At 67.3% G+C, this 22,264-nt stretch carries 31 protein-coding genes; 15 read left to right on the forward strand and 16 right to left on the reverse strand.

The window, feature by feature from the left end:
* The 13 genes from EJ105_RS25525 to EJ105_RS25585 all read right to left on the reverse strand — a co-directional run.
* On the reverse strand, positions 1–396 hold a 396-nt coding region (locus tag EJ105_RS25525), incomplete at its 3' end, for a hypothetical protein (RefSeq protein WP_250168557.1).
* A gap of 13 nt (positions 397–409) precedes the next feature.
* The gene (locus tag EJ105_RS25530; RefSeq protein WP_250168558.1) at positions 410–1,069 is read right to left on the reverse strand and encodes a hypothetical protein; all 660 of its coding nucleotides are present in this window, start codon (positions 1,067–1,069) and stop codon (positions 410–412) included.
* Complete coding sequence (locus tag EJ105_RS25535) at positions 1,066–1,416, reverse strand: hypothetical protein (RefSeq protein WP_250168559.1); 351 nt, start codon at positions 1,414–1,416, stop codon at positions 1,066–1,068. Before EJ105_RS25535 ends, EJ105_RS25530 begins: the two co-directional genes overlap by 4 nt.
* A complete protein-coding gene (locus EJ105_RS25540) occupies positions 1,413–2,042 on the reverse strand; it encodes an Nmad5 family putative nucleotide modification protein (protein ID WP_250168560.1) in 630 nt (209 codons plus the stop codon). The genes EJ105_RS25535 and EJ105_RS25540 overlap by 4 nt, the downstream gene beginning before the upstream one ends.
* Positions 2,039–2,362, reverse strand: coding sequence for a hypothetical protein (locus EJ105_RS25545; RefSeq protein WP_250168561.1), 324 nt, complete (start codon positions 2,360–2,362; stop codon positions 2,039–2,041). The genes EJ105_RS25540 and EJ105_RS25545 overlap by 4 nt, the downstream gene beginning before the upstream one ends.
* Before the next feature lies 1 nt (position 2,363).
* Positions 2,364–2,747 carry a hypothetical protein gene (locus EJ105_RS25550; RefSeq protein WP_250168562.1) on the reverse strand — a complete coding sequence of 128 codons (384 nt, stop codon included), beginning with the start codon at positions 2,745–2,747 and terminating at the stop codon, positions 2,364–2,366.
* Positions 2,747–2,986 (reverse strand): hypothetical protein, encoded by a 240-nt coding sequence (locus EJ105_RS25555; protein ID WP_250168563.1) that lies wholly within the window; start codon positions 2,984–2,986, stop codon positions 2,747–2,749. Before EJ105_RS25555 ends, EJ105_RS25550 begins: the two co-directional genes overlap by 1 nt.
* Before the next feature lie 89 nt (positions 2,987–3,075).
* Entirely contained in the window at positions 3,076–3,405 is a 330-nt protein-coding gene (locus EJ105_RS25560; protein ID WP_250168564.1) for a hypothetical protein, read from the reverse strand.
* Positions 3,405–3,866, reverse strand: a complete 462-nt coding sequence (locus tag EJ105_RS25565; protein ID WP_250168565.1) for a hypothetical protein — start codon at positions 3,864–3,866, stop codon at positions 3,405–3,407. The genes EJ105_RS25560 and EJ105_RS25565 overlap by 1 nt, the downstream gene beginning before the upstream one ends.
* Position 3,867: 1 nt before the next feature.
* Positions 3,868–4,209 carry a hypothetical protein gene (locus EJ105_RS25570; protein ID WP_250168566.1) on the reverse strand — a complete coding sequence of 114 codons (342 nt, stop codon included), beginning with the start codon at positions 4,207–4,209 and terminating at the stop codon, positions 3,868–3,870.
* A 32-nt stretch (positions 4,210–4,241) separates the two neighbouring features.
* Positions 4,242–4,496, reverse strand: a complete 255-nt coding sequence (locus EJ105_RS25575; protein WP_250168567.1) for a hypothetical protein — start codon at positions 4,494–4,496, stop codon at positions 4,242–4,244.
* Between the two features lie 451 nt (positions 4,497–4,947).
* Positions 4,948–5,466, reverse strand: coding sequence for a hypothetical protein (locus tag EJ105_RS25580; protein ID WP_250168568.1), 519 nt, complete (start codon positions 5,464–5,466; stop codon positions 4,948–4,950).
* Between the two features lie 85 nt (positions 5,467–5,551).
* Positions 5,552–6,577 carry a S24 family peptidase gene (locus tag EJ105_RS25585; RefSeq protein ID WP_250168569.1) on the reverse strand — a complete coding sequence of 342 codons (1,026 nt, stop codon included), beginning with the start codon at positions 6,575–6,577 and terminating at the stop codon, positions 5,552–5,554.
* Between the two features lie 101 nt (positions 6,578–6,678).
* Between EJ105_RS25585 and EJ105_RS25590 the strand changes: the two genes are divergently transcribed.
* Positions 6,679–6,930: a helix-turn-helix domain-containing protein gene (locus EJ105_RS25590; RefSeq protein WP_250168570.1), complete on the forward strand. Its 252-nt coding sequence runs from the start codon at positions 6,679–6,681 to the stop codon at positions 6,928–6,930.
* A 143-nt stretch (positions 6,931–7,073) separates the two neighbouring features.
* On the opposite strand, the gene EJ105_RS25595 is transcribed toward EJ105_RS25590, so the two are convergent.
* Complete coding sequence (locus tag EJ105_RS25595) at positions 7,074–7,367, reverse strand: hypothetical protein (protein ID WP_250168571.1); 294 nt, start codon at positions 7,365–7,367, stop codon at positions 7,074–7,076.
* A gap of 38 nt (positions 7,368–7,405) precedes the next feature.
* On the opposite strand from EJ105_RS25595, the gene EJ105_RS25600 reads away from it, so the two are divergent.
* The 7 genes from EJ105_RS25600 to EJ105_RS25630 all read left to right on the forward strand — a co-directional run bounded on the left by EJ105_RS25600 (position 7,406) and on the right by EJ105_RS25630 (position 11,546).
* Positions 7,406–7,969, forward strand: a complete 564-nt coding sequence (locus EJ105_RS25600) for a hypothetical protein (protein WP_250168572.1) — start codon at positions 7,406–7,408, stop codon at positions 7,967–7,969.
* Positions 7,970–8,074: 105 nt separating this feature from the next.
* On the forward strand, positions 8,075–8,587 hold the full coding sequence (locus EJ105_RS25605) for a hypothetical protein (RefSeq protein WP_250168573.1): 513 nt from the start codon (positions 8,075–8,077) through the stop codon (positions 8,585–8,587).
* A gap of 156 nt (positions 8,588–8,743) precedes the next feature.
* Complete coding sequence (locus EJ105_RS25610) at positions 8,744–8,941, forward strand: hypothetical protein (RefSeq protein WP_250168574.1); 198 nt, start codon at positions 8,744–8,746, stop codon at positions 8,939–8,941.
* A 1-nt stretch (position 8,942) separates the two neighbouring features.
* On the forward strand, positions 8,943–9,290 hold the full coding sequence (locus tag EJ105_RS25615; protein WP_250168575.1) for a DUF4326 domain-containing protein: 348 nt from the start codon (positions 8,943–8,945) through the stop codon (positions 9,288–9,290).
* A complete protein-coding gene (locus EJ105_RS25620; RefSeq protein ID WP_250168576.1) occupies positions 9,287–9,490 on the forward strand; it encodes a hypothetical protein in 204 nt (67 codons plus the stop codon). The genes EJ105_RS25615 and EJ105_RS25620 overlap by 4 nt, the downstream gene beginning before the upstream one ends.
* Entirely contained in the window at positions 9,487–10,881 is a 1,395-nt protein-coding gene (locus EJ105_RS25625) for a DUF7146 domain-containing protein (RefSeq protein WP_250168577.1), read from the forward strand. Before EJ105_RS25620 ends, EJ105_RS25625 begins: the two co-directional genes overlap by 4 nt.
* The gene (locus tag EJ105_RS25630; protein ID WP_250168578.1) at positions 10,878–11,546 is read left to right on the forward strand and encodes a GcrA family cell cycle regulator; all 669 of its coding nucleotides are present in this window, start codon (positions 10,878–10,880) and stop codon (positions 11,544–11,546) included. The genes EJ105_RS25625 and EJ105_RS25630 overlap by 4 nt, the downstream gene beginning before the upstream one ends.
* A gap of 8 nt (positions 11,547–11,554) precedes the next feature.
* Here EJ105_RS25630 and EJ105_RS25635 read toward each other — a convergent pair whose 3' ends face one another.
* Both EJ105_RS25635 and EJ105_RS25640 read right to left on the reverse strand, forming a co-directional pair.
* A complete protein-coding gene (locus EJ105_RS25635) occupies positions 11,555–12,019 on the reverse strand; it encodes a type II toxin-antitoxin system HicB family antitoxin (RefSeq protein WP_250168579.1) in 465 nt (154 codons plus the stop codon).
* 45 nt (positions 12,020–12,064) lie between these two features.
* Entirely contained in the window at positions 12,065–12,274 is a 210-nt protein-coding gene (locus tag EJ105_RS25640; protein ID WP_250168580.1) for a type II toxin-antitoxin system HicA family toxin, read from the reverse strand.
* Between the two features lie 92 nt (positions 12,275–12,366).
* Here EJ105_RS25640 and EJ105_RS25645 point away from each other — a divergent pair, with 92 nt between their 5' ends.
* From EJ105_RS25645 to EJ105_RS25675, 7 genes are all read left to right on the forward strand, one after another.
* On the forward strand, positions 12,367–13,863 hold the full coding sequence (locus EJ105_RS25645; protein ID WP_250168581.1) for a DNA methyltransferase: 1,497 nt from the start codon (positions 12,367–12,369) through the stop codon (positions 13,861–13,863).
* On the forward strand, positions 13,860–16,115 hold the full coding sequence (locus tag EJ105_RS25650; RefSeq protein WP_250168582.1) for a DNA cytosine methyltransferase: 2,256 nt from the start codon (positions 13,860–13,862) through the stop codon (positions 16,113–16,115). The genes EJ105_RS25645 and EJ105_RS25650 overlap by 4 nt, the downstream gene beginning before the upstream one ends.
* A complete protein-coding gene (locus tag EJ105_RS25655; protein ID WP_250168583.1) occupies positions 16,112–18,064 on the forward strand; it encodes a DNA primase family protein in 1,953 nt (650 codons plus the stop codon). Before EJ105_RS25650 ends, EJ105_RS25655 begins: the two co-directional genes overlap by 4 nt.
* A gap of 364 nt (positions 18,065–18,428) precedes the next feature.
* Positions 18,429–19,310 carry a hypothetical protein gene (locus EJ105_RS25660; protein ID WP_250168584.1) on the forward strand — a complete coding sequence of 294 codons (882 nt, stop codon included), beginning with the start codon at positions 18,429–18,431 and terminating at the stop codon, positions 19,308–19,310.
* A gap of 90 nt (positions 19,311–19,400) precedes the next feature.
* Positions 19,401–19,721 (forward strand): HNH endonuclease signature motif containing protein, encoded by a 321-nt coding sequence (locus tag EJ105_RS25665; protein ID WP_250168585.1) that lies wholly within the window; start codon positions 19,401–19,403, stop codon positions 19,719–19,721.
* 120 nt (positions 19,722–19,841) lie between these two features.
* Positions 19,842–20,456: a hypothetical protein gene (locus EJ105_RS25670; RefSeq protein WP_250168586.1), complete on the forward strand. Its 615-nt coding sequence runs from the start codon at positions 19,842–19,844 to the stop codon at positions 20,454–20,456.
* Positions 20,456–22,243, forward strand: a complete 1,788-nt coding sequence (locus EJ105_RS25675; RefSeq protein WP_250168587.1) for a terminase large subunit — start codon at positions 20,456–20,458, stop codon at positions 22,241–22,243. The genes EJ105_RS25670 and EJ105_RS25675 overlap by 1 nt, the downstream gene beginning before the upstream one ends.
* The last annotated feature ends 21 nt before the right edge of the window (positions 22,244–22,264 follow it).

The following is a 22,264-nucleotide window of genomic DNA, read 5'->3' on the forward strand; positions in this document are numbered from 1 at the left end:
CGCGTCGGTCGCCGCGTGGGTCGCCGCGTCGGTCGCCGCGCGGGTCGCCGCGCGGGTCGCCGCGACGGTCGCCGCGACGGTCGCCGCGTGGGTCGCCGCGCGGGTCGCCGCGGGATCATCACCCGCGAGAGAGGGGCCTTTGCGGTACAAAATCGCAGCGGCGGCGCCATGGGCAAAAGCCATGACGAGAGGAGAAGGGACGATCACGACGCGGGGCTTCTTGAGCCCGGCGGCGGAGTAGAGGCCCTCAATGGCCGGGATGATGCGGTCGGGAACGATGGGGTCAGTGCGGAACGCGCGCGCTGTCCACAGCGCGACGTGCTCTTGCATCTTGTCCAGTTCTTCTGGCGTCACGCCGCCTTCGGCGCGGGTCAGGGTACGGACTATTTCAGCCATTGGCTGGGCTCCTTCAGGCCGCCTTGGCGGCGAGGTGGGGGAAAAGGGTGTGGAGGCGGGCGCGCCATTCGTCGGCGGCTTTGGGCCAGGGCCACACCTTGATGCGGCCAAGGCGGGCAGGCGGGGGCACGCGCTCGACGCTCGGGTGCCAGGGCTTGGGCGGCTTGCAGAGCATGTCGCGCCGCTCGGCGGTGAGCATGGCGAGATCCCAGTGATGCACGCGCGCGGCGATGTCGGGTGGCAGGGGCCACGGGTGTCCGGCGGCGGCGTGAATGGCGATGTTAATGTCGCTCTTGAGACCCCGAAGAGCCTCATCAAAGACGCCTCTGCCGAACTCCGGCGGCATCCCCCACCGTTCGGCTATGACCTGCTCGACACGGCGGTCCAGCGCTGCTGCAAGCGGCGTCGTAATGTCCTTGCAATAGGATTCGTGCCCGTCGTGCAGCAGGAAGGCGCGGGCCGTATCGATGGAGCCGGTTTCGGCGATGATGGCGTCGACGCCGAGCACGCAGTGCTGCGCCACGCTGTAGGGGCCGGAGCGCACATGCCCGCCGAACCGCGGCTCGCGGGCGAGGGCCTCGGCCACATCGTGCTCCAGGTCCACCATGTCGGCCGTGGGCGCCAGGAGATCGAAAGCGCGGCCGGTGCCGGTTTGCATCCAGATGTCGGTCATTGGGCCGCTCCCGTGGTGGGAGCTTCGACGATTGTGAATCCGGCAAGCCGTTTTTGCTCAATGAAAGCGGCGTCGCGGCCTTCGCGGAACGCGCAAGCGCAAAGAGTTTCGACGAGGTCTTTACTGGCGCCGGTGTTGTAGGCAACGAACTCGGCATTCGCGGCCACTTGCCCTGCGATGTGAGCGATGTAGACCGAAATGGCAACTAGAAGCTGAGGGCTAGAATGCTCACCGCAGGCATCGCGAAACGCCTGCGTAACTGGCGCAAGCCCGGACGTGACCTTCTCGGACATGGTGGCGAGTATGGCGGCTTCTTCGTCCGTCAGCTGAGTGTGGATTGCGTTCACGGGCGCACCTCCGTGGGAGGCAGCCCGAGGCTGGCGTTCAAACTGGACAGCGGCACCGACGGCAGGCGCGGCGGCACGATCCGCTCAAGGCGGGTCACGAAGGCGGAGGCCTCCGGCCAGCGCTCGCGTAGCATCTTGGTGGAGGAGACGGAATAGACCACGGCCTTGATCTGGGTGCGGGATTCCTGCACCCGCTTAGCCAGGTCTTTCCTGCGCTCTTCGATGCTCCGGAAGGTGGCGGTGAAACGGTGTTCCGGGGCATAGACCTTGGCGCAGCCCGTCGTATGCTTGTGCGCCACGCGCATCGCGATGGGCTTGGCCTCCGACTTCTTGCGCAAGGCGCTCCATTCGCCGCGATAGCCGTGTACACCGTCAAACGACAGATGGGTGTAGCCGTTGCTATCGCCGAACTGGATGGCGAAGTTGGAGACTTCGGCCATCCATCCAGCGGGCAGGTCCGCCATGGCAGCGCGCTGCGCGGGCTTGTAGATGTCGTTGTAGACGGCAAGGGCGAGGGCCGCGGCCTCGCTTTCCAGCCCCGCGATCTCATCGGCGTAACGATGGCCGAGCAGATCGGTGATGAACCGGTCGCGCATCATGTTGGTCAGTGGGATGGACTTGCTCATGCCACCTCTCCGTCGTCGGGCTGGATGGGTTCGAAGCGCCAGCGGCGCAGGGGGACGACGGCGCAGGGCGGCGCTGCGGCCCCGGGCGCGGCGTCGAGGCGGCGGTTGGCGACCTCGAGCGTGTGGTCGATGACGCGGACCATGGTCGGCGTGCAGCGCGGGTCCTGGCTGGTGTTGAGCAGCCAGATGCCGAGCTTGCCAACGGCCTCGCGATGGCCCTGCGCGGCGGCGGCAAGCATCCCTTGCGAGGAGGCCCACACCAGATGGGCGATGGAGCCGGGCCCGGCGCCGCCGGGGGTAAAAGTGATAAGCGTGCCCATTTCAGGCCACCTCTTGCGGGGCGGGCTCGATGGCAAATGGCGCCATACGGATGCCTTCCGGAGTCACTTGCGCAGTGAATGCTTGGCCAAGCGGATCGATCACGATCACCGGCAAATGGCCGCCCAAAGCCGCGTTATCCCAGCGACTGTACGCTCCATCGCGATATGGAAGGTCGTTGGGGCACGTCTCACGAGAGCCGCGCATCGTGCTGCCGATGCGCAGCGCAAGTTCGCCGTTTTCACAGCCCTCACGATCGCGACGGCAGTCATGCTCTCCGAGAGGGAGAACAAGCTCGTAGTGAGCAACCCATTCGTATTCACGGTCGGTCGATGCTTCCCACCGGAATTGCAGACGAGGGGCTGGCAAAGTCGCTTTGGCGGCCATCAGGGGTTCCTCTCCGTTTCGCGGGCCAGCCGCGCCATCTGCGCGAGGGCGATGCTGGCCGGGAAAAAGGCGGCGGTGATCGCGAGCAGCGTCGCCGTGGTGGCCCAGGCGCCGGTGGCGCCGATGAGGCCGGAGGGGGTGCGGGCGCGCGGCGGGCCGGGCAGAAGAACCGCCACATGGCCCGGCTCAAAGGAAGTGACGCCGGCCGGGCAGGGGGGCTGGGCCCGGCTGGACGCCACCTGCGCATCGGCGTGCGTTTCCGCCGATGCCTCTCGCGCACGGCCCCGCTGCCGCCGCTTGGGAAGGGAAAAGGGAAGGAGGTGGCCCATCACGCCGCGTCCCGCGAAATGGGCGCGGTCGCCGCGGCGGCTTTGGCTTCGTCCTTGGCTCGCCGGGCGGCGAGCACCTTGGGCGGGCGACCGCAGCCGCGCTCAGCGCGGATGGCGCGGAGCATTGCGCCCGAGTAGCGTGAGCGGTCGCGATAGACAGCCCGGGCGCGGCGGATGGGCTTGGAATGAAGATGCCGCGTCAGCAGGCTGAGGTGCATCGCTTCCGCGTTGCGAACAGCGGCCTTAAGGGCTGCTTCCGAGAACCCTTCGAACTGCGCGGCAAACTTGGCCAGCGCTGCTCCGAGCATGGATTTCCCTTGCGACGACATCACGCCACCTCGTCCGTGTCGGTTTCGACAGGGCCGGCAAGGCGGCGGGCCTCGTCGACAAATTCGGCGATCTGCGCGGCGGTGAAGCCGGCGCGGGCGAGGTCGTGGACATCGCAATGGCCGTGGGAGGCCACGCATTCCTTGAACACCTGCGCCATGAGGCGGGGGATGACGACGCTCTCGCAGGGGTCGTCATTGGCCGGTGCCTTCACCACCATGGAGAAGCGGAAGGCGAGGAAGGGGCTCTCGTAGCCGTGCAGGTAGAGGACCGGCGCGGCGTGATCGAGCGCCTGCTCGATGGTCTCGGCCTGCTGCACCGCGCGGATGGTGTAGATCTGGCCGACAACGAGCGGCAGCGGCGGCCCGGAGCCGGCAACCGTCTCGCAGCGCACAATATCGCCGGGCGCAAACGGGCAGGTGGGCGGGAAAGGCGGCCGGGTGGAGCGGATGGGCGCGCTCATGTCAGATACCTTCCGCAAAGGTGTCATCAGCGTCGGCGGCATCTCCAAGCACATCTCCCAAGGTGGGACCGGCTTTTGCAAGCCGCGCGGCTAGCAAAATCATGATGCTGAGGATCTCCGACGCTTTGTCGGCGGCATCGACCTGCATGGCCGCCAGGCGGTGATTGGCCTCATCGCCGCCGCCAGCTTCCGCAATGCTTGCGGCCGGAAGCAAATGCGCCACGAGGTCTTTGAAATCGCGGATGAGGTCCGCAAGCTGCGCGGAGCGAGACGCCACGCCAGCCAAGGCAGCCAACGCGGCGGCTGCCTCTTTCATATTCAACTGGTTCGGATGGTGGGGCATGCTGGCTCCTGTGAGCAGGCGGGTCTTGCGGTTCAGCGAACGGGCGCGGGCTTGTCGCAGCCGGGCGTCTCGCCGTTGTCGAGCGTGATCGGTGCGGCGCTGCCGGTGGGGTCGAGGCGCTGGACGTCGAACCAATGCGCGTCGCGAAGGGCGCCATCGCCGCTCACGCGGGGAGACAGCAGCGCCTGATTGCAGCCGGAAATGTAGGTGCAGAAGCCGGTGGCGACGCCGCTGAAACCGGTGATGCGGTCCGTGTAGGTGGCGCCGAGTTCAATGATCTTGCTCATGAAAGGTCTCCCGTGGTGCAGGGAGAGGCGGCCGGAGGGCCGCCTCGGTGAGGCGGGCCTTGCGGCTCAAAACTTGCGGTCGCCCTCGGGCTCGCGGAGCGCTTCGGTGAGGGCCCAGCCGGGGCGGCGGCGGGGGGCGACGGTCAGCGGCAGGGCGGTGGGTTGGATCATGTCTGCGGCTCCCCCTCGGTTGGTAGAGCCGTTGTAGCGGATATCGCTACGACGCGTCAAGCGGCATGTAGCGATATTGGAAACATCATCAGCCTCGCGCTATGATGAGCATCGTCCGGCAAACCTAATCATCGTCGGGTAACAAACAGCCCCGCCGAAGCGGGGCTAAGCTGGAGATCTGAGATGTGTGCGACCGACGAAGGGGCATCCGGCGCTCAGGACTATCCTGAAATCACAGACGAGATGGCCATGGCGGGGGAGAAGGAAATGAGCGCGGAAGTCAGCTGTTTTTTCGATCGGGATCGCTGGCATCCCGACCTTTTGGAATTAGCGCGCGAGGTCTATACAGCCATGTGGTTGGCCCGCCCTCGGCGAAAGCGTCGAGTGCGTTCTCGGCGTCCGGCATCTGGGCTGCCACAAGAATGACCTTTATGGTGGCGAGATCCGCCATCATGGCTTCGAGATCCTCGACCTCGATTGCCCGCACCTGTGGGCTCTGTGCTTTGCGACGGCTATTTTTGGCGGCAACGACAACCGATCCATCGGGAGCTAGTCGTGGTCCCGCATGGACGAGATCGTTTCTGGCGATGTTGATGGCCCGCATCTGGGTGATGGCCTCGGCCAGGGCCGGCTCCATGACCCTGCCTCTCGCGGCATAAATCCGATCAAAAAAATCACAACAAGTTGCTACTGACGGGCCATTCAAGATAATTCGGCCAATGTCTTTATCAATGCCTGTAATATGGATCAAAAGTTCAACGAACTTAAGTTCAATATGCGTGAACTTGTCGATGAACATTCCGAAGGCTTCATAATACAATGACGACTTGGTTCGCGTTGCTTTTTGTGGACGCATTGCATTTGCCCTAGCCTATCTGGCGGTATCAGCCGATGCGTCCGATCTTCGCCACCACGCGGCCAATGACCGTCAGCCAATCGGCATCCACCACGCGCGGCGGCTCCAGGGTGGCATTGTCGGAGCGTACTTCGATCTGCGGCGGGTCGGACTTGGGGATGCGATAGAGGCGCTTGACGATGATCTCGCCATCGCCATTCCGGGCCACGAACATGCCACCCTGGCCCAAGGCTGTGTCCGTCGTATCGACCGCGACGTGGTCCCCGCCTTGCAGCGTCGGTTCCATGCTGTCGCCGCGCACGCGCACCCAGTGCATGCGTCCGGCCGGAGCGCGGGATATTTCTTGCTGGAGGTACCCCGGCAAAAGGATTTCGCCGATCACCGCATCTTCGGAATAGATGACTCCACCGGATGGCGCGATGGCGGGCAGGCCTATGCTGCCTGGGCCGGCTCCGGCGCGTGTGTCGATAACGGGGGAGGCGCCGGGAACGTCTGGTTTGTAGATCCGGTCGGTTGAGACGCCGCCATGGGTGTCGGGATGAAACTCGCCGTCTTGTTCGTCGGGCGTGTCGGGGTCAAACGATTGTATAAGGCTACGGTGACCCGGAAGCGGCCTTAATTGGCGCGAGTGATTTGGATCACCAAGCAACCACTCCATTGAGGTGTTGGTGGCGAGAGCAATTTCGTAAAGTTTTTGGGGCCGCTGCACTCGGCCGCGTTCAATTTCAGAAATTGATGATTGCTGCCCTTCACTACCGATAGCGGCGGCCAGTTGCTCCTGTGTCAGTCCGGCAGCTTCCCGAGCAAATTTTATTCGGTCACCAATCTGTTGTTCCAACGGTAGTGGGTAGTTTGTAATTTCCGAAATTGCGATTAGCTCGGCGGCCGTTACTTTACGCGGTTTGGTCTTAGTCGTAGCGTGCTCAAGCATCATTTTGTTGATGGCAGCACGATCGACACTAAAACCGCGTTGGTTCATTCGGCGAGCCAATTCGGCGCCCGATATGCCGGCGGATTTGATGGCGTCTCTTACCCAGCGTGCAATCATGGGCATGGTGTAGCGTCCCACGCAACAAATGTCGGTTTCCAAATCCGCTACGCCGCTTGACAACGTAGCGAAATTCACTACCGTCCGGCTCTATGAACCCGGCGGAATTGATCATCGAAAAGCTCGGCGGTCCCTCGAAGGTCTCGAAAGAGGTCGGGGTTCACCGAACGCGCGTCTCCAACTGGAAGCGCCCGCGTGAGGCTGGCGGGACCGGCGGCGTCATCCCGCAGAAGCACATCCCCGTGCTGATCTCGATGGCCCGTCGGGAGGGCATTGAGCTTTCCGCTCAAGACTTTTTCCCGTCGCCCGAAGCCCCCGCCAACGACACCCGCCCCACCCAATCGGAGGACGCAGCATGAGCGGCCTCGACGTGTCCCGGCTCTCCGCGATCTGGACCAATCTGGGGGTCATCGTTGCCGGCGCCCTGCCGCGCGCCCCGTCGCCACGCATTCGCAGCACGGACGGCACTCTGCAGGTGCTGCCCTGTTGCCGGTGCAAGCGCTCAATCATCTGGATTGCCGAGGCGCCGGCTTTCGCGCTCGAAGAGGGCTTCGACCGTGGCGAGGGCCGCGCGATACCCGGCCGCTTCGTCCTCAATGGAAATGCCCTCGGTTACGTTTGTGCGGATTGCGAGCAGCGCGGCCGTCCGGGCTTTGTCGAGCGCATTCGGCGCCGCGTCGCCCAAGGCTTCGATCACCTGCGCCAGCGCGGTCATGAAGCCGTGCGTCAGGCAGCGCTGGCCTCCCGGCGTCTTCGGAATCTCGATTTGCCACTGCTTCGGCGCCTCTTCGGTCATCGGTCGTCTCCTGATGTGACGGGCAAGGGGGATGCGGCATGAGCGACGTGCGCAATCTCACGACGGGCGGCATGGAGCGCCTGATGGACGATTTGCCCCGGCCGGATCGCGGCCGATTGGTCTCCGACCTGGCCGCGCTTGTCGGCCGGCAGGACATTTCCGTCAGCGAGGGGCGGCTCAAACTCAGTGTGCCGATCTCGGTTGCGCTCGACCATGTCATGTCCTCCGCTCTCATCACCGCAGCGAGCCTGATCCGCGTGAACGCGGAGACCATTGTGCGCGCCGCCGCCGTGCTCGATGCCGCCTCATTTGAAGTCTGGGTGTTGAATGCCGGCCACCTGCCCGATCCGTCGGCTCAGGGCTTCGAGCTCGGTGCGCATGGGGCTGCCTTGCGGCATGGGATTGTAGGCCTCGGGCAGGAAATGCAGGGCGATGGGACCGAGGAAGGTCCGCGCGTCGCGGTCCTTCTCGACGATGCGCCGGGCGAGCAGCCCGACCAGCTCCTGCACCACGTTGCAGAAGACCACCTCGTCGCCGGAAAAGCCCTGTCTGGAAGTCATCCCGAACCCCTGGTGCCGCGGAGGTCTACGCCTCCGCCGTGATCTGATACCGCACTGAACCACACCGAAATCATTCCCGCACCGGGAAAGCGCGCTGCGTTTTCCCAGATCGGGAAAGCTTTATCCGCTTGACAGGGAGGCAAAGACATGAGCGCGGCGGGCGGCGGGTCCGATCATTTCATCATGCGCGTCAAGGCCGTGACGCGAGACCTTGTGAAATATTGCGGCGGCGTGGTCCGCTCCGGCGAATTGACCGGGCGCTCAAAGAGCGAAGTCTCCCGCTGGCAGCATGTGGAGACGCCGGACATCATCGATCTGCCGGCGACCCTGGCGCTGGAGCGTGAATGCGGCGTGCCGCTTGTCACCACCGTCATGGCCGAGATGCATGGCCGGCGCCTGACGGACGAGGCCGCCGCGCAATCTGCCGCCTCCATCAACGCCCACCATTCGGCGCTGCTGCGCGGGCAGGGCGAGCTTTCCATCCACATGGCCGCGGCGCTGGAGGATGGAACCGTCACGCCGGCCGAGGCCGAGCTGCTGGACCGCGCGGCCTCCGACCTCGAGGTGCGGTTGCGCGCCTTCCGCTCCGGCCTCGCCGTGGTGAAGGCCAATGGCCCCGCCTCCGCCGCCACGCCGCTGCGCGGCGTGCGTGAGGGCTGAAGCCATGGGCCGCCTCTCGGGCGCGATACGGCAGCAGTGGCGGGCGGCGCGGGATGCCGTGCACGGCAGCGCCGCGCTGCTTGAAGCCCTCGTGCGTGTCCACGGCCACCCGCCGGCCGATGTGCCCGATGAATCTGCCAGTCATGAGGTGTCGTCATGAAAGCGCCGCGTCGCATCTGCCCGGCCTGCGGCAGCATCAAGGTGGACGTGGGGCCGAAGGCCACCCGTTGCCTGAACTGCGGCCACGTGGCCCGCAAGTTCCCGTCTTCGCTCGCCCCCGTGGCTTCGCCCGAAAAGTGGGACGGCCGGGACCGCGCCTTCGGGCATGTGCTGCCGGCCAAGGGAGCGGAGTGACATGACTGCCCCCCGCCGCATCCAACTGTCCCGCGCCAAGGGCTGGCGCATGCCGGAGAACACTGTGCGGGTGGACCGCGCGACGGCGTGGGGCAACCCGTTCAAGGTTGGGCGCGACGGGAGTGCCCAGCGCTGCGTCGAGCTGGTCGCCCACACGCTGGCGGGCGTGCTGCCTGTCCTGCCATCCCCGACGGTCGAAGAGCAGCGCGCCTATCGCGATCATGTTCTTGCCAATGTGTCCGACCTGCGCGGCAAGAACCTCGCCTGCTGGTGCAAGCCCGGCGCGCACTGTCACGCCGACGTGCTGCTGGATATGGCGAACCGTCCGACCTGTGAGGCGGTGTCGTGAGCGCGCCGGAAATCAGCATCCGCCTTGGCCTGTTTGATTCCGGCTGCCTACCGGTTCTGCTGGCGCGCGAGATCCGCGAAGTAGAATACCGGTTGGCTTCTCGCCCGATGCGCGAGGACGCCAAGGAAAGTACCGAGACCTATCTGCGGCAGCTTAAGGCTTGCCAAGGTGCCGTCGACGCCGCGAGGGCGCCGAAATGACCGCCTCCGACCTCGCCTTTTCCGATTGGGTGGCCGAAGCCCGCGCCGTCGGCGTGCTGGATGAGCTTGGCCGGCGCGGCGTCTCGCTCAAGCGGGCGGGGTCCGAGATGGTGGGGCCGTGCCCGGTGTGCGGCGGGCGGGACCGGTTCGGCGTCCATGTGCGCAAGGGCATCTGGCATTGCCGCCATGCCGGGCGCGGGGGCGATGCCATCGCGCTGGTGCAGTATCTCGACGGCGCGGATTTCCTCGCCGCCTGCGAGACCCTCGCCGGCCGACCGCCGCCGCGCGGGGAGGGCACGCGCGCCACGCCCGAGGAGCTGGCGGCCCGCGAGGAGGAGCGTCGGGCGAAGGCGGCCGAGCGCGAGGCCGAATCCAACCGCTACCGCGAGGAAGAGCGGCGGAAGGTCTACGCCCTCTGGCAGGCCTCGCTTCCCATCGCCGGCACGCCCGCCGCCGCCTATCTGGCCCGGCGCGGCATTCCCGACCCGCATTCGCGCGCCTTGCGCGTCAAGCCGAACTTTGCCTTCTGCCACGGCGAGCGTGAGGAGGGTGACGGGCGCAAATATGCGCGCGTGCTGCATCGCGGCCCGGCGCTTGTCGCGGCCATCACGGCCCCCGATGCCAAGGGCGTCATGCGCTTTCGCGGCCTGCACATGACCTGGATCGACCTCAACCAGCCCAAGGGCAAGGTGCTGGTCGCAGATCCCGAGACGGGCGAGGTGCTGCCGGCCAAGAAGATGCGCGGCTCGAAGCTGGGCGGCGTCATCGAACTGGTGCCGGCCTGGAGCGGCGTCGCCAAGTGCGTCTACGCCGCCGAGGGCATCGAGACGCTACTTTCCGTGTGGGCGGGGCTGGTAGCGGCCGGCGCGGACCTGCGCGACACGGCCTTCCTGTGCGCGGCGGACCTCGGCAACCTCGCCGGCAAGGCCACGGAAACCATCGTGCATCCCACCGACACCGTGGCGGACAAGCGCGGTTATATGCGGCGCGTGCATGTGCCCGGCCCGGTGCCGGACTTCGACAGCCCCGCCATGCCAATTCCGCCCGAATGCACCGAGCTGGTGCTGCTGGCGGACGGCGACAGCGAGCCCTTCTTCACCCGCATGGCGATGGAGCGGGCTTGTGCCCGCCACGCCGCGCCCGGCCGCCTCGTGCGCGTCGCATGGGCGCCGCCGGGGAAGGATTTCAACGATGTGCTGATGGAGGCGCTCTCCATCTTCGATCCGGGGTGGCGAAGCCTCGTGGCGAACGGGGCCGGCAACGCGCCCGAGCAGGGGCGCAGCCCCGTCGCGAACAGCGCAGGCAACACATCGAACGGCGCCAACGACGCGCCCGAGCAGGGGCGCAGCCCCGTCGCGAACGGCGCCAACGAACACGGAGAGGCGGCATGAGCGGCGGCTATGGCGACAGGGCATGGACGGAGGCGCAGGATGCGCTGCTGCTCGATCTGCGGACCCGCAAGGGTTACACGCACAAGCAGATCGCGGAAGCGCTGTCCAACGGCCCTCGTCCCGGCACCACGCGCAACGCCTGCATCGGCCGCCTGATGCGGCTGGCGCCGGACTATGTCTCCGAAGAGCGGATGAGGCGCGCGCGCGAGCGGTCCACGCGGGTCTTTGTGGGCCATCAACCCGCCCGCGCCGCGCGGCCGGTTCCGGAGACGCCCGCCCGCCGCGCGCCGGATCAGGCCCGGCCTGCCCGGCCCGCCCAGCCTGCCGCCGCCCGCCCGCTGGAGCGCGTCGCGCGTCTCGTTCCCCTGCCGAGGTCCGGCGCGGGGCCGACGGAGGCGCCATCCGGCGCCGGCTGCACACTCTTCGAACTCACGGAACAGAGCTGCCGCTGGCCCGTGGGCAATCCCGGCGCGGCGGGTTTCCATTTCTGCGGCGGTCCCGCCTTCCCCGGGCGGCCCTATTGCCTCTTCCATGCGCGGGTCGCCTATCAGCCGCTTTCCGACCGCCCGGTGCGCGCGCCTGCCGACGTGACCCGCGCCCGCCCGGCGCCGTCCGAGTCCGAGATCGACCTGGTGGACGCGTTCGCGTCAGGGGAGGCGGCGTGATGGATGCGTTAGCCCATTCGCACGCGCCTGACCTTGAGAGCCTTGCCCTCTGCGGCGGGCGCCTTCACGCCGGCGCCGGCCTCTTCCTGCGCCAGCCGGAGCGCGCCGGCAACGAGGTAGCTGGACCGGTTCTTTCCGGCCGCCTTGGCGGCGCGGTCGATGCGCTCGAGGTCGCGCTCGTCGACCGAGATGTTGACGCGCACCACGTTGCCGGGGAGCTCCACCGGCACCAGCACGGCGAGGCCATCCTTGAGCCAGTCGGGCTCCTCCTTGCGCAGGGCGTCGAGGGTGCGCAGGCCTGCGGGCAAGGCCTTGTCTTCTGCCAGTCCATCCACATGGAAGGCGAGCATTTCCGCGCCCTTGGCCACGGCCTCTTCCAGGCTCCGGCCGGTGCTGACGGCGCCGGGGAAGTCGGGGAAGGAGATGCCGAAGGTGCCGTTTTCCTCGTGGATGATGCCGACTGCGTAAGCCATTGCTGTCTCCTGTTCGCGCTGGGGGGAGGGGAGGGGGTGGCCCCCTCACCACTCCCAGCCGGCCTGCCGGTAGATGGAGCGGAGGGTGCCGGTGGGTATCTCCTTCGCCCCCATGTCGAGCGTCACGCGGCCGGGCTGGTCGGGACGCTTGAACTGGAGGTGGTCGCCGGGGCCCTTGCGGACCATCTCCCAACCGTCCGCCTCAAGCATCTGCCGGATGATGCGCGGCTGGTTGGACTTGCCCTTGCGACCCATGTTCCGCTCCCGCTCTTGATGTGTGTATTGATACACACCGAGCGCGCGCTCGTCAACGTAAAAATGTGTATCAATACACAAAAGGTGCGCGCATGACCGGGCCGGAGACCTTCCTCGGCGGACGGGTGACGCTCCATTGCGGAGACAGCCGCGACGTGCTGCGCGCCATCCCGGACGCGAGCATCCATGCCGTGGTGACAGACCCGCCCTATGCGCTGGTCTCCATCCGCAAGCGCTTTGGTGGCGCCAACGCCGCACCTGCGCAGCAGGGTCGAGACGGCGCCTATGCCCGCGCCTCGGCCGGCTTCATGGGCCAGCAGTGGGACACGGGCGAAACCGCATTCGCCGTGGAATTCTGGGCGGAGGTGCTGCGCGTGCTCAAGCCCGGCGGGCATGTGGTGGCCTTCGGCGGCACGCGCACCGACCACCGGCTCAAGTGCGCCATTGAGGATGCCGGCTTCGAGGTGCGGGACACGCTGCTCGAGCTGATGAGCCTCGATCCCATTCTGCGCGACTTCGTTAATTCGCTCTCCGACGCGCAGCTCGGCGCCTTCATGCGCGTGATGGACCTGATGGGCTTCGAGGGCCTGCGCGCCTGGGTCTACGGCACGGGCTTCCCGAAGAGCCACGACGCGGCGAAGTGCATCGACAAGGCGCTTGGTGCGGCGGGCGAGGTGGTTCCGGCCGGCGCGCCCGTTCGGCGCATCCGGCCGGGTGCCGATCAGCACAAGGATGGCTCCTGGGAAAAGCTGACGGACCGCACCTATCAGCCCGGCGCCTACGTTCCCGGCTCGGCCGAGGCCGAGGCGTGGCAGGGCTGGGGCACGGCGGTGAAGCCGGCATGGGAGCCGATCATCCTTGCCCGCAAGCCGCTCGAGGGGTCTGTCGCCGCCAATGTGTTGGCGCATGGCACGGGCGCGCTGAATATCGACGGATGCCGTATCGAGGGCGAGAGCACGCGCCGTGTGAAACGCGGCGGTGCGAACGACTTTCCACATGAAGATGATGCTTGGGTGCCCCGCTCTGTCGAGGTTGGTTCCGACCTCGGCCGCTTCCCCGCGAACATCGTGCACGACGGTTCGCCGGAAGTGGGGGAGGAATTTCCGCAGGCTCCTGGGCAATCTGGCGCTGTCACTGGAGATGAGCCGTCTTCACGTCATCGCTACATTCTGAGGGGCTTGGGTGGAGATCATGAAACACGGGCGCCGCGCGGCGACTCCGGCTCCGCCGCCCGCTTCTTTTATTCGGCCAAGGCCGATGCCGACGACCGCCTCGGCTCCAAGCACCCGACCGTTAAGCCTGTGGACCTGATGCGGTGGCTGTGCCGGCTGGTGACGCCGCCCGGCGGCATGGTGCTCGATCCCTTCGCCGGCACCGGCACCACGGGTGAGGCCGCATGGCGGGAGGGCTTCTCCGCCGTGCTGGTGGAGCGCGAGGCCGAATATCAAGCCGACATCCGCCGCCGCATGGCCCTCTGCCTCGCCGGCCCTGCCGAACGCAAGCGCGAATCCGCCAAGGCCCGCGCCGCCAATGACGATCCCGGCCCGCTCTTCGGCGCCGCTTCCCAACAGAAAAGGGCCGCCGAATGAACGCCCACACCCTGCCGGACGGCATCACCGTCCGCGAACTCGTCATTGACAGCTTCGCCGGCGGCGGCGGCGCCTCCACCGGCATTCGCATGGCGCTCGGGCGCGACGCGGACATCGCCATCAACCATGACCCGCTGGCGCTCGCCATGCACCGCGTCAACCATCCCGGCACCCGCCACATGGTGCAGGACGTGGCGACGGTGGACAGCGTGAGCATGTGCGCCGGCCTGCCCATCGGCATGCTCTGGATGTCGCCCGACTGCACGGACCATTCCAAGGCCAAGGGCGCGGCGCCGCGCCGGGATGGCGACCGCACCACGCGCGGCATCGGGTGGGCCATCGTCGGCTGGGTGAAGGCCCTCCCGGCGTGGCAGAGGCCGCGCGTCGTCTTCCTGGAGAACGTGGAGGAATATGTCGATTGGGGGCCGCTGCTGGAGGACGGCAAGCGCTGCCCGGTGCGCAAGGGCGAGACGTTCCGCGCGTTCGTCGCCGCGTGGAAGGCGCTCGGCTACGGCAAGATCGAATGGCGCCAGCGGCGCGCCTGGTGGAGCGGCTCGGGCACCATCCGCCGCCGGCTCTACATGGTGATGCGCCGCGATGGCGCGCCCATCGTCTGGCCGGAGCGCACGCACGGCAACCCGTCTGATCCGGAGGATGCCGCCCGCATCGCGGCAGGCGAGCTGAAGCCGTGGGTGACCGCGGCGGACAGCATCGATTTCACTTTGCCCATCCCCTCCATCTTCGACACGGCGGCGGAGATCCGCGCGAAGCTCGGCATCACCGCCAAGCGCCCGCTGGCACCGAAGACGGGCGCGCGCATCGCCAAGGGCGGGCGGCGCTACGTGCTCGATTCCGCGCGGTCGTTCCTGGTGCGCGTCGACCAAACGTCGGCGTTCGCACGCAATGGCGTTCACTCGGTCGATGAGCCGGTGCGGACGATCCACACCGTTGGCAGCTTTGCGGCCGTCTCGCCCGTCATCGCCTATGCCCAGCAGGGCGGCGGGGTGCGCGCGCCGGACCAGCCGATTCACACCATCACCGCCTCGCCGAAGGATCAGAACGTCATCATCGCGCCCGTGCTCGCCGGCTGCAGCGGGCGCGCGGGTCAATCCGAGCCCCGGCCGGGTGACGCGCCCGTCCTCACGCAGACGGCGAAGGCGGACCTGTGCCTCGTGACGCCCTATCTCGTGCCCCGCTATGGCGAGCGCGAGGGGCAGCAGCCGCGCACCTATCCCTGCGACAAGCCCGGCCCGACGCCCGTGCCGACCGGGAATGAAGGCAGCGTGGCGGCGGTCCACATGATGACGATGCGCAATTCCGGCGCGCCGTCCTCCTCGGCGGACCAGCCGGCGCGCACGCTTGTGGCGGATGGGGCTGCCGAGACCGTGGTGGCCGCCATGATATCCCGCCAGTTCGGCGCCTCGGTCGGCTCCGAGGCCGGCGAGCCCGTGAGCACGGTGACGGCTGGCGGCAGCGGCAAGACGGCGCTCGTCTCGGCCTTCATCGCCCAGCACAATGACGGGCCGCGCGGCGGCGCGCCGGGGCGGGCGGCCGATGAGCCGCTTTCCACCATCACCACCACCGGCGCGCAGCAGGGCCTCGTGGCCGCCCACATGCTGACCCTGCGCGGCTCCGACCGGCGCGACGCGGCGGCGGGCGAGCCCCTGCGCACGGATTCGGCCCGTGGCCAGCACCATGCCGTGGTGCAGTTGCCGATGCTGACGGTCTATTACGGCAGCGAGAAGGACGCGGCGCGGGTGGACGTGCCCGGCCGCACCGACACCGTGCGCGATCGCTTCGGGCTCGTCTCCTCCGTTGCCGCCGTGCCGCCCTTCGGGCCTGAGCACGCGGCCCGGGCGCGGGAGGTGGCGGACTTCCTGCGCGGCCATGGCTGCTGGGATGGCGGCGACCTGGTGACGGTGGAGATCGAGGGCTCCACCTTCGTCATCGTCGACATCTGCATGCGCATGCTGACGCCGCGCGAGCGCTTCAACGCCAACGGTTTCCCGCGCGGCTACGTCATCGATCACGGCCTCGACGAGGCCGGGCGCGTTCTCCGCTTCACGCAGGAACAGCAGGGCCACATGTGCGGCAATGCCGTCTGTCCGACCGAGGCGGAGGCGCTGGTGCGGGCGAACTATGTGCCGCGCGAGGTGGTGGTGCCCCGCGCCCGAGCAGGCCGCGCAAGCGGCCGTGGCGAACGGCGCCACGAGGAGGCGCAGCCGTCATTCTTCCAGGAGGCGGCAGAGTGAGCGAGCCTGCCGAACAGCGGCCCAGCGCGCAACCGTCCGCCCCCATCGTGCCGCCCGAGGCTGCGGCGCGCATCGCCGCGCTGGTGCAGGGGGGCGCCGCGCCGTCCGCCGCCAATGACGACCTGCAAGAGGAAGGTTGGGACAAGGCCGCGCCCCCGGCTTCCCCCTCGTCTGCCGCGCCGCAGATGGGGAGGCAGGAGGAATCGTCCGGCGCTGATGAGGGAGACTTCGAGGGGTTGGAGCCGCAGCCGGATGGCTTCGACCCGTCCGATGCCATCCTCAACGCTTGCGCCCGCGAGCCGCTCAACGACATCGGCAACTCTCGCCGCCTGCGCACCCGGTTCGGACGCGACATGCTGTTCGTGCCCAATCTCGGCTGGCACTATTGGGACCGCCGCCGCTGGCTGCGGCCCGAGAATGACGAGGACGTGGTGCGCCGCTTCGCGCATCCGACCGCCGAGGCCATCGCGCTTGAGGCGTTCGTGCTCCAGCCCACGCCGCGCGAACGCGAGGCCATGGAAGCCGCCGAGGCGGCTCTGGAGCGGCTGCGGGAGATTCCCCACGACATCATCGCCCTCGATGACGAGGACATTGCCAAGACCGAGCGCAAGCAACGCACGCGCGTGCTCCGCGATGAGATGGAGAAGACGAAGGCCGTGGTGAACCGCGGCGTTGTGGCGCTGAAGGCCTTGCAGGCGCGGCAGGCGCAGCGCCGACGCTTCGCCACCTCCAGCGGCAATTCCGGCAAGCTCGACGGCATGCTCACCGAAGCGCGGCCCTACCTTGGGCGTCCACTGGCGGAGCTAGATGCGGACCCTCTGGCTCTCAATGTGGCCAATGGCACGATCCGCTTTATCAAGGTCGAGGAGCCGGACCTGGAGTGCCCCGACCCGGACACCGTGCGCACCCGCGTGGAATGGCACTTTTCCATGCTGCCGCATGCCCGTGCCGATTTCATCACGAAGGTGGCGCCGGCCTATCACTGTCCCGAGGCGCAGGCGCCCGTGTTCGAAGCCTTCCTCAATCGCATTATGCCGGACCATGAGGTGCGGGCCTTCCTGCAGCGCTGGTTCGGCTATTGCCTCACTGCGCTCACGGTGGAACAGGCCTTCTGCATCTTCTATGGCGGCGGAAAGAACGGCAAATCCACCCTCGTGGACATTATCTCGCGCGTCATGGGCGACTATGCCACCACCGTGCCGGTGATGAGCCTGGTGACGGACCAGAACCGCAAGGGCTCCGAGGCGACGCCCGACCTCATCCGCCTTCCCGCCGCGCGCTTTGTCCGCTCCGCCGAGCCGAAGGAGGGGCTGCCCCTCGATGAAAGCTTCATCAAGGATGCCACCGGCAGCGAGCCTATCAACGTGCGGCGGCTGCACCATGAGTTCATAGAGGTCTATCCGTTCTTCAAGCTCGTGATCTCATGCAACAACAAGCCGCGCATCTACGGCAATGACGACGGCATCTGGCGCCGCGTGATGCTGGTGCCGTTCGAAGTGCAGATCCCCGAAGGCGAACGTGACAAGAACCTGCCGCTCAAGCTGCAACGCGAGCTGCCCGGCATCCTCAACTGGATGATCGCGGGCGCCATCGACTATCTGAACCGTGGCGGGCTACATCCGCCCGACAAGATCATGGCGGCCACGCAGGAATACCGGGACGAAAGCGACATCGTCGGGGCTTTCATCCGCGCCGCCGTCGACGTGACACGCAACCCTGTGGACACGGTGGAGGCGGGCGACCTCTACGGCGCCTTCACGGCCTATTGCACCAAGAGCAACCTCACGCCGCTCGGCCGCAACACCTTCAACAGGCGCATGCCGAAGGCGGCCGAATCCTACGGCTTCGAGAAGGGCAAGGCCTCTGTCTCGCTCTACACGGGCATCCGCATCCGTCGCGAGTTCGATCCCTCGCACACCCCTTACACCTATGGCGCGGCGAGGGAGTGAAGCGCGGCCATGGGAGGCTAGGGAGCCTAGGGAGCGTAGCGCCTCGGCGTCTGTTTTTGCGACGGGGGTGCGGGGGATCAATGGGTTAGCGTGGACCATGGGAGGCTAGGGAGCCTAGGGAGGGTAATCCGCAGGTACGCGTGAGACGTGTTGCGTCATTATTCTTCCCTGCGGGAGAAAAACGTCTCCATGCTCTCTCTATGCGTAACACAAGATCTATCCTCCCTAGGCTCCCTAGCCTCCCATAGAGTTACAAATATCATTGTTTATCAATGCGTTAGTCTCATGGCTGGGGTTTGGTCAGATGTGGAGCTAGCCTCCCTTTGCCTCCCTAGCCTCCCATAACGGGCGAGGAGAAGGTGGGATGGGTCGGAAAACCGTTGATATTGAAGCACTTCTGCGCTGGGCCTATCGCGAGGAACTGCCGAAGGCGGCGGCGGGGGGCTCGCGGCTGGTGGTCGGGTTCAAGACGGGATGGGGCGGGGTGGAGCGGTTCGGCGAGCTGCTGGCCGTGATCGACGAGCCCGACATCCGCAATCGCTACGGCCTCGTACCTGATGGCACCGCCAGCACGGACCCGCACCCGGACGCGGTGCGCGTGCACGATGCGGTGATGGCCCTGCGGCGCTGCGATCTTGAGGTGCCCGAGGGCTGGGCGCCGCTCTCCGACATGGGCGACCTCGGGCCGGAGGGCGCCGCCGCCGTGGTGCGCGGGCTCGCCGGCATGATCATCATCAACGACAAGGGCGCGCGGGTGTTGCGCCGCTCGGTCACCCGCATCGTCATCCGCCAGGCCATCCTCGGCGGCGCGCCGGAGTGGGAGGGCGAGACGCCGGAACGGCACGTTGCGTGCATCCACGGCAAGCCGCAATGGTTCCGCCGCGAGGTGGTGGTGACGGATGGCGCATTCGGCCCAGCGAGCCATGAGATCGAGGTGGATGGTTTCGACCACAGGCGCCGCATGCCCTATGCCGACGCCTACACCAAGATGGTGCTTGATCCCGATCCCGTGCCCGTGGTGCAGGGGCGGGCGGAATATGAACTCTGGCGCGGCGCGCTCGATTTGCTGGCGGAAGACCTCGCGGGGGCGCTGGACGCCCACGCGGTTCTCCCCTCGGATCGGTCGGCGCGGCCTTGGGAGACGCCCGATCCCGAACGGCGGATCCTGCCCTCGCTGCTCAAACCGCCCCTGCCCGAACGCGAGTCGCGCGCGGTGCCCCAAAAAAGGAAGCGAGAGGCCGCTTGACTTGCGACAGTTTCTTGGTGCATCACTTGTCACGGATAAGAAGAAACCCCGGAGCGCATCGCTGCCGGGGTTTTTCGTTGGTGGGGCCCGATGACGCGCATTCGCATCCTCGGCCCAAGGCTCGGCACCGCGCGGACGCAGGTCCGTCCCATGCCCAAGCAGGCCGACCCCCATTACGCCATGCCCGAGCACAAGGCTTGGTCCGCTGCGGTCTTCGAGCGGGCGGGCGGGCGGTGTCAGGCGCCGGGCTGCACCAAGGCATGGCCCGAGCACCGCATGTTCGCCGACCACATCGCCGAGCGATCGGATGGCGGTGCTGACTTCGACCCGGCCAACGGCCAACTGCTGTGCGGCGCCCACCATTCGACCAAGACCGCCCGCGCCCGCGCCGTCCGCGCCGGCAGGGGGTAGGGGGTTTAAATCCCCACCCGGCAGGGGCGCCACACCGCACAGGGTGTCATGGACGAAAAAAAATGTGCAGCGCAGGGGCTTTGATTACGCGCCTTTGAAAACCGGAAATCAAAAAGTGCCATGGCGGAAACCGAACGGAAGTCCCGGCGCGGTGGCGCTCGCCCTGGCGCGGGCCGCAAGCCAAAGGGCTACGTCAAGCCTTCCGCGCTTTCTGACCTGAACCGCACCTCCGCGCTGGCAACCCCGCCGCCGGAGGAGATCGACGGCGTCGCCCAGGGCCACGCGAAGGATGCCCTTTCAGCGCTGGTGAAAGTCCTGACCTTCGGCAAGTCCGAGGCGGCCAAGATTACCGCCGCCAAGGAGATCCTCGACCGCGGCTACGGAAAGCCCACCGTGGAGATCGGCGGCGACGCCGCGATGTTGCCCTTCATGATGCCGCCCGAGCGCGAGACGCATTCCGTCCACGCCGATATCCGCACCGAAGCCCGCAAGTACGCGAACCTCGCCATCGAGGCCCTGCGCAAGATCGCCCTCGACGGCGCCTCCGAGACCGCCATCGCCGCCGCGTCCAAGGCCCTGCTCGACCGCGGCCTCGGCACCGTCGGCAAGGCCCGCATGCCAGATGAGCAGCGCGACCGCCCACTGGGCAAGAAAGAGGAGCTGGCCCGGGCCGCCGAGGTCGCCGCCGCCGGCCCCTACGCGACGCCCGCTCCGCCCCGCCAGAGGTTCTCCTGATGCTCTTGCCTGGGCCGCCCACCTGGTCGACGGCCATTCCGGACTGGCGCGAGCGCCTCATCGGCCGCCGCCCGCTTATACCCTTCGCCCCGCTGTTCCCCGGCGAGGCGCAGGCCGGCCTCGACATCTTCAATTCCATGCCGGTGGTGGACGTCGCCGGCCGCCCGCCCATGGGCGACATCGCCCGCCCATGGGTCACGGACTTCGCCAGCGCAGTCTTTGGTTCCTACGACGCTGAGAGCGGCCGCCGCCTCATCCAGTGGTATATGCTCCTCATCGCGAAGAAGAACGGGAAGAGCACGCTCGCTGCCGACATCATGGTCACGGCCCTGATCCGCAACTGGCGCGAGTCGGGCGAGTTCTACATCCTCGCCCCCACCAAGGAGATCGCGGACAACTCCTACACCCCGGCAGCGGACATGGTGCGCCAGCACCCGGTCATCTCCTCCATTCTCAAGCCCTCCGCCGGACGCGTCATCGAGCACCGCAATACCGGCGCCTTCCTGAAAGTGGTGGCGGCTGACACCGAAACGGTCTCCGGCAAGAAGACCATCGGCCTCCTGGTGGATGAGCTGTGGGTCTTCGGCAAGCGCAGCAACGCCGCGAACATGCTCATCGAGGCCGAGGGCGGCCTCGCCTCCCGCCCGGAAGGCTTCGTCATCTACCTGTCCACGCACTCGGATGCGCCGCCCGCTGGCGTGTTCAAGGAAAAGCTGGAAGAGTTCCGCGCCATCCGCGACGGGAAGATCGTCGCCCCGAACAAGTTGCCGGTTCTCTACGAGTTCCCGGAAGAGATACTTAAGGACGAGCGCTACCGCGATCGGGAAAACTGGCACATCACCAACCCGAACCTCGGCGCCTCCGTCGATCCCGAGTTCATCGCGGGCAAGATTGCCGAAGCCCAGCGTGCCGGCAAGGCCCGCCTCGCCGGCGTCTTCGCCAAGCACCTGAACCTGCCCATCGGCCAGGGCCTGAGTGCCGATGGCTGGGCCGGCGCCGAGCTGTGGGACCGCCGCGCCGAACCGGTCCTCACCCTCGCGGAGATCCTCGACCGCTCCGAAGTGGTCACGGTTGGCGTCGACGGCGGCGGCCTGGACGATCTGCTCGGCCTTGCCGTCATCGGCCGCGAGCGCGGCACCAAGCGCTGGCTCGCATGGGGCTGCGCGCTCCTCTCGACCATCGGCGTCGGCCGCCGCAAGGCCAACGCCAACGATTACCGCGCCTTCAAGGCCGCCGGCGAACTCACCGTCTTCCACTTCGACCTCGACATCGAGGACCTGTCGGAGGGCGACGAGGACCTCGCCGACCTCATTGCCGACGCGCTACCGCCGGAGAAGACGCCGGAGGGCTGGACGCCGGACGTCGCCCGCGTGGTGGAGATCATCCGCTCCATCCATGATCGCGGGCTTCTCGCCCAGGTCGGCGTCGACACCATGGGCATCGGCGCCATCGTGGATGCGCTGGCGCAAGTCGGCATCACGCAGGATGCGGACATGCTGCAGGGCGTGCGCCAGGGCATCGGCCTCATGAGCGCGTTCAAGGCCATCGAGCGCAAGCTGGCGGATGGCACCTTCGCCCACGGCGGGGGCCCGCTGCTCGGCTGGAACGTGGGCAACCTCAAGCTCATCCAGACGCCGACCGCCGTCCGCGTGGCGCGTGAGGAATCGGGCTTCGGCAAGATCGACGTGGCCATGGCCCTGTTCAACGCAGCCATGCTCATGTCGCTCAATCCCGAGCCGGCCGAGGCCTCCGTCTACACCGAGGAGCGTGGGCTGCTGTTCTTCTGAGTCCGTCGCCGTCGCATGGAG

Origin of the sequence: Xanthobacter aminoxidans (genome assembly GCF_023571765.1) — a bacterium.
Taxonomy (GTDB): domain Bacteria; phylum Pseudomonadota; class Alphaproteobacteria; order Rhizobiales; family Xanthobacteraceae; genus Xanthobacter; species Xanthobacter aminoxidans.

Coding starts and splice junctions, on each gene's coding strand:
- EJ105_RS25595 (WP_250168571.1), bottom strand. CDS start 7,367: ATGACCGAAGAGGCGCCGAAGCAGTGGCAAATCGAGATTCCGAAGACG.
- EJ105_RS25600 (WP_250168572.1), top strand. CDS start 7,406: ATGAGCGACGTGCGCAATCTCACGACGGGCGGCATGGAGCGCCTGATG.
- EJ105_RS25615 (WP_250168575.1), top strand. CDS start 8,943: ATGACTGCCCCCCGCCGCATCCAACTGTCCCGCGCCAAGGGCTGGCGC.
- EJ105_RS25625 (WP_250168577.1), top strand. CDS start 9,487: ATGACCGCCTCCGACCTCGCCTTTTCCGATTGGGTGGCCGAAGCCCGC.
- EJ105_RS25635 (WP_250168579.1), bottom strand. CDS start 12,019: ATGGCTTACGCAGTCGGCATCATCCACGAGGAAAACGGCACCTTCGGC.
- EJ105_RS25650 (WP_250168582.1), top strand. CDS start 13,860: ATGAACGCCCACACCCTGCCGGACGGCATCACCGTCCGCGAACTCGTC.
- EJ105_RS25610 (WP_250168574.1), top strand. CDS start 8,744: ATGAAAGCGCCGCGTCGCATCTGCCCGGCCTGCGGCAGCATCAAGGTG.
- EJ105_RS25570 (WP_250168566.1), bottom strand. CDS start 4,209: ATGCCCCACCATCCGAACCAGTTGAATATGAAAGAGGCAGCCGCCGCG.
- EJ105_RS25670 (WP_250168586.1), top strand. CDS start 19,842: ATGGCGGAAACCGAACGGAAGTCCCGGCGCGGTGGCGCTCGCCCTGGC.
- EJ105_RS25565 (WP_250168565.1), bottom strand. CDS start 3,866: ATGAGCGCGCCCATCCGCTCCACCCGGCCGCCTTTCCCGCCCACCTGC.
- EJ105_RS25580 (WP_250168568.1), bottom strand. CDS start 5,466: ATGTTCATCGACAAGTTCACGCATATTGAACTTAAGTTCGTTGAACTT.
- EJ105_RS25585 (WP_250168569.1), bottom strand. CDS start 6,577: ATGCCCATGATTGCACGCTGGGTAAGAGACGCCATCAAATCCGCCGGC.
- EJ105_RS25630 (WP_250168578.1), top strand. CDS start 10,878: ATGAGCGGCGGCTATGGCGACAGGGCATGGACGGAGGCGCAGGATGCG.
- EJ105_RS25640 (WP_250168580.1), bottom strand. CDS start 12,274: ATGGGTCGCAAGGGCAAGTCCAACCAGCCGCGCATCATCCGGCAGATG.
- EJ105_RS25675 (WP_250168587.1), top strand. CDS start 20,456: ATGCTCTTGCCTGGGCCGCCCACCTGGTCGACGGCCATTCCGGACTGG.
- EJ105_RS25540 (WP_250168560.1), bottom strand. CDS start 2,042: ATGAGCAAGTCCATCCCACTGACCAACATGATGCGCGACCGGTTCATC.
- EJ105_RS25575 (WP_250168567.1), bottom strand. CDS start 4,496: ATGAGCAAGATCATTGAACTCGGCGCCACCTACACGGACCGCATCACC.
- EJ105_RS25605 (WP_250168573.1), top strand. CDS start 8,075: ATGAGCGCGGCGGGCGGCGGGTCCGATCATTTCATCATGCGCGTCAAG.
- EJ105_RS25665 (WP_250168585.1), top strand. CDS start 19,401: ATGACGCGCATTCGCATCCTCGGCCCAAGGCTCGGCACCGCGCGGACG.
- EJ105_RS25645 (WP_250168581.1), top strand. CDS start 12,367: ATGACCGGGCCGGAGACCTTCCTCGGCGGACGGGTGACGCTCCATTGC.
- EJ105_RS25545 (WP_250168561.1), bottom strand. CDS start 2,362: ATGGGCACGCTTATCACTTTTACCCCCGGCGGCGCCGGGCCCGGCTCC.
- EJ105_RS25660 (WP_250168584.1), top strand. CDS start 18,429: ATGGGTCGGAAAACCGTTGATATTGAAGCACTTCTGCGCTGGGCCTAT.
- EJ105_RS25550 (WP_250168562.1), bottom strand. CDS start 2,747: ATGGCCGCCAAAGCGACTTTGCCAGCCCCTCGTCTGCAATTCCGGTGG.
- EJ105_RS25560 (WP_250168564.1), bottom strand. CDS start 3,405: ATGTCGTCGCAAGGGAAATCCATGCTCGGAGCAGCGCTGGCCAAGTTT.
- EJ105_RS25530 (WP_250168558.1), bottom strand. CDS start 1,069: ATGACCGACATCTGGATGCAAACCGGCACCGGCCGCGCTTTCGATCTC.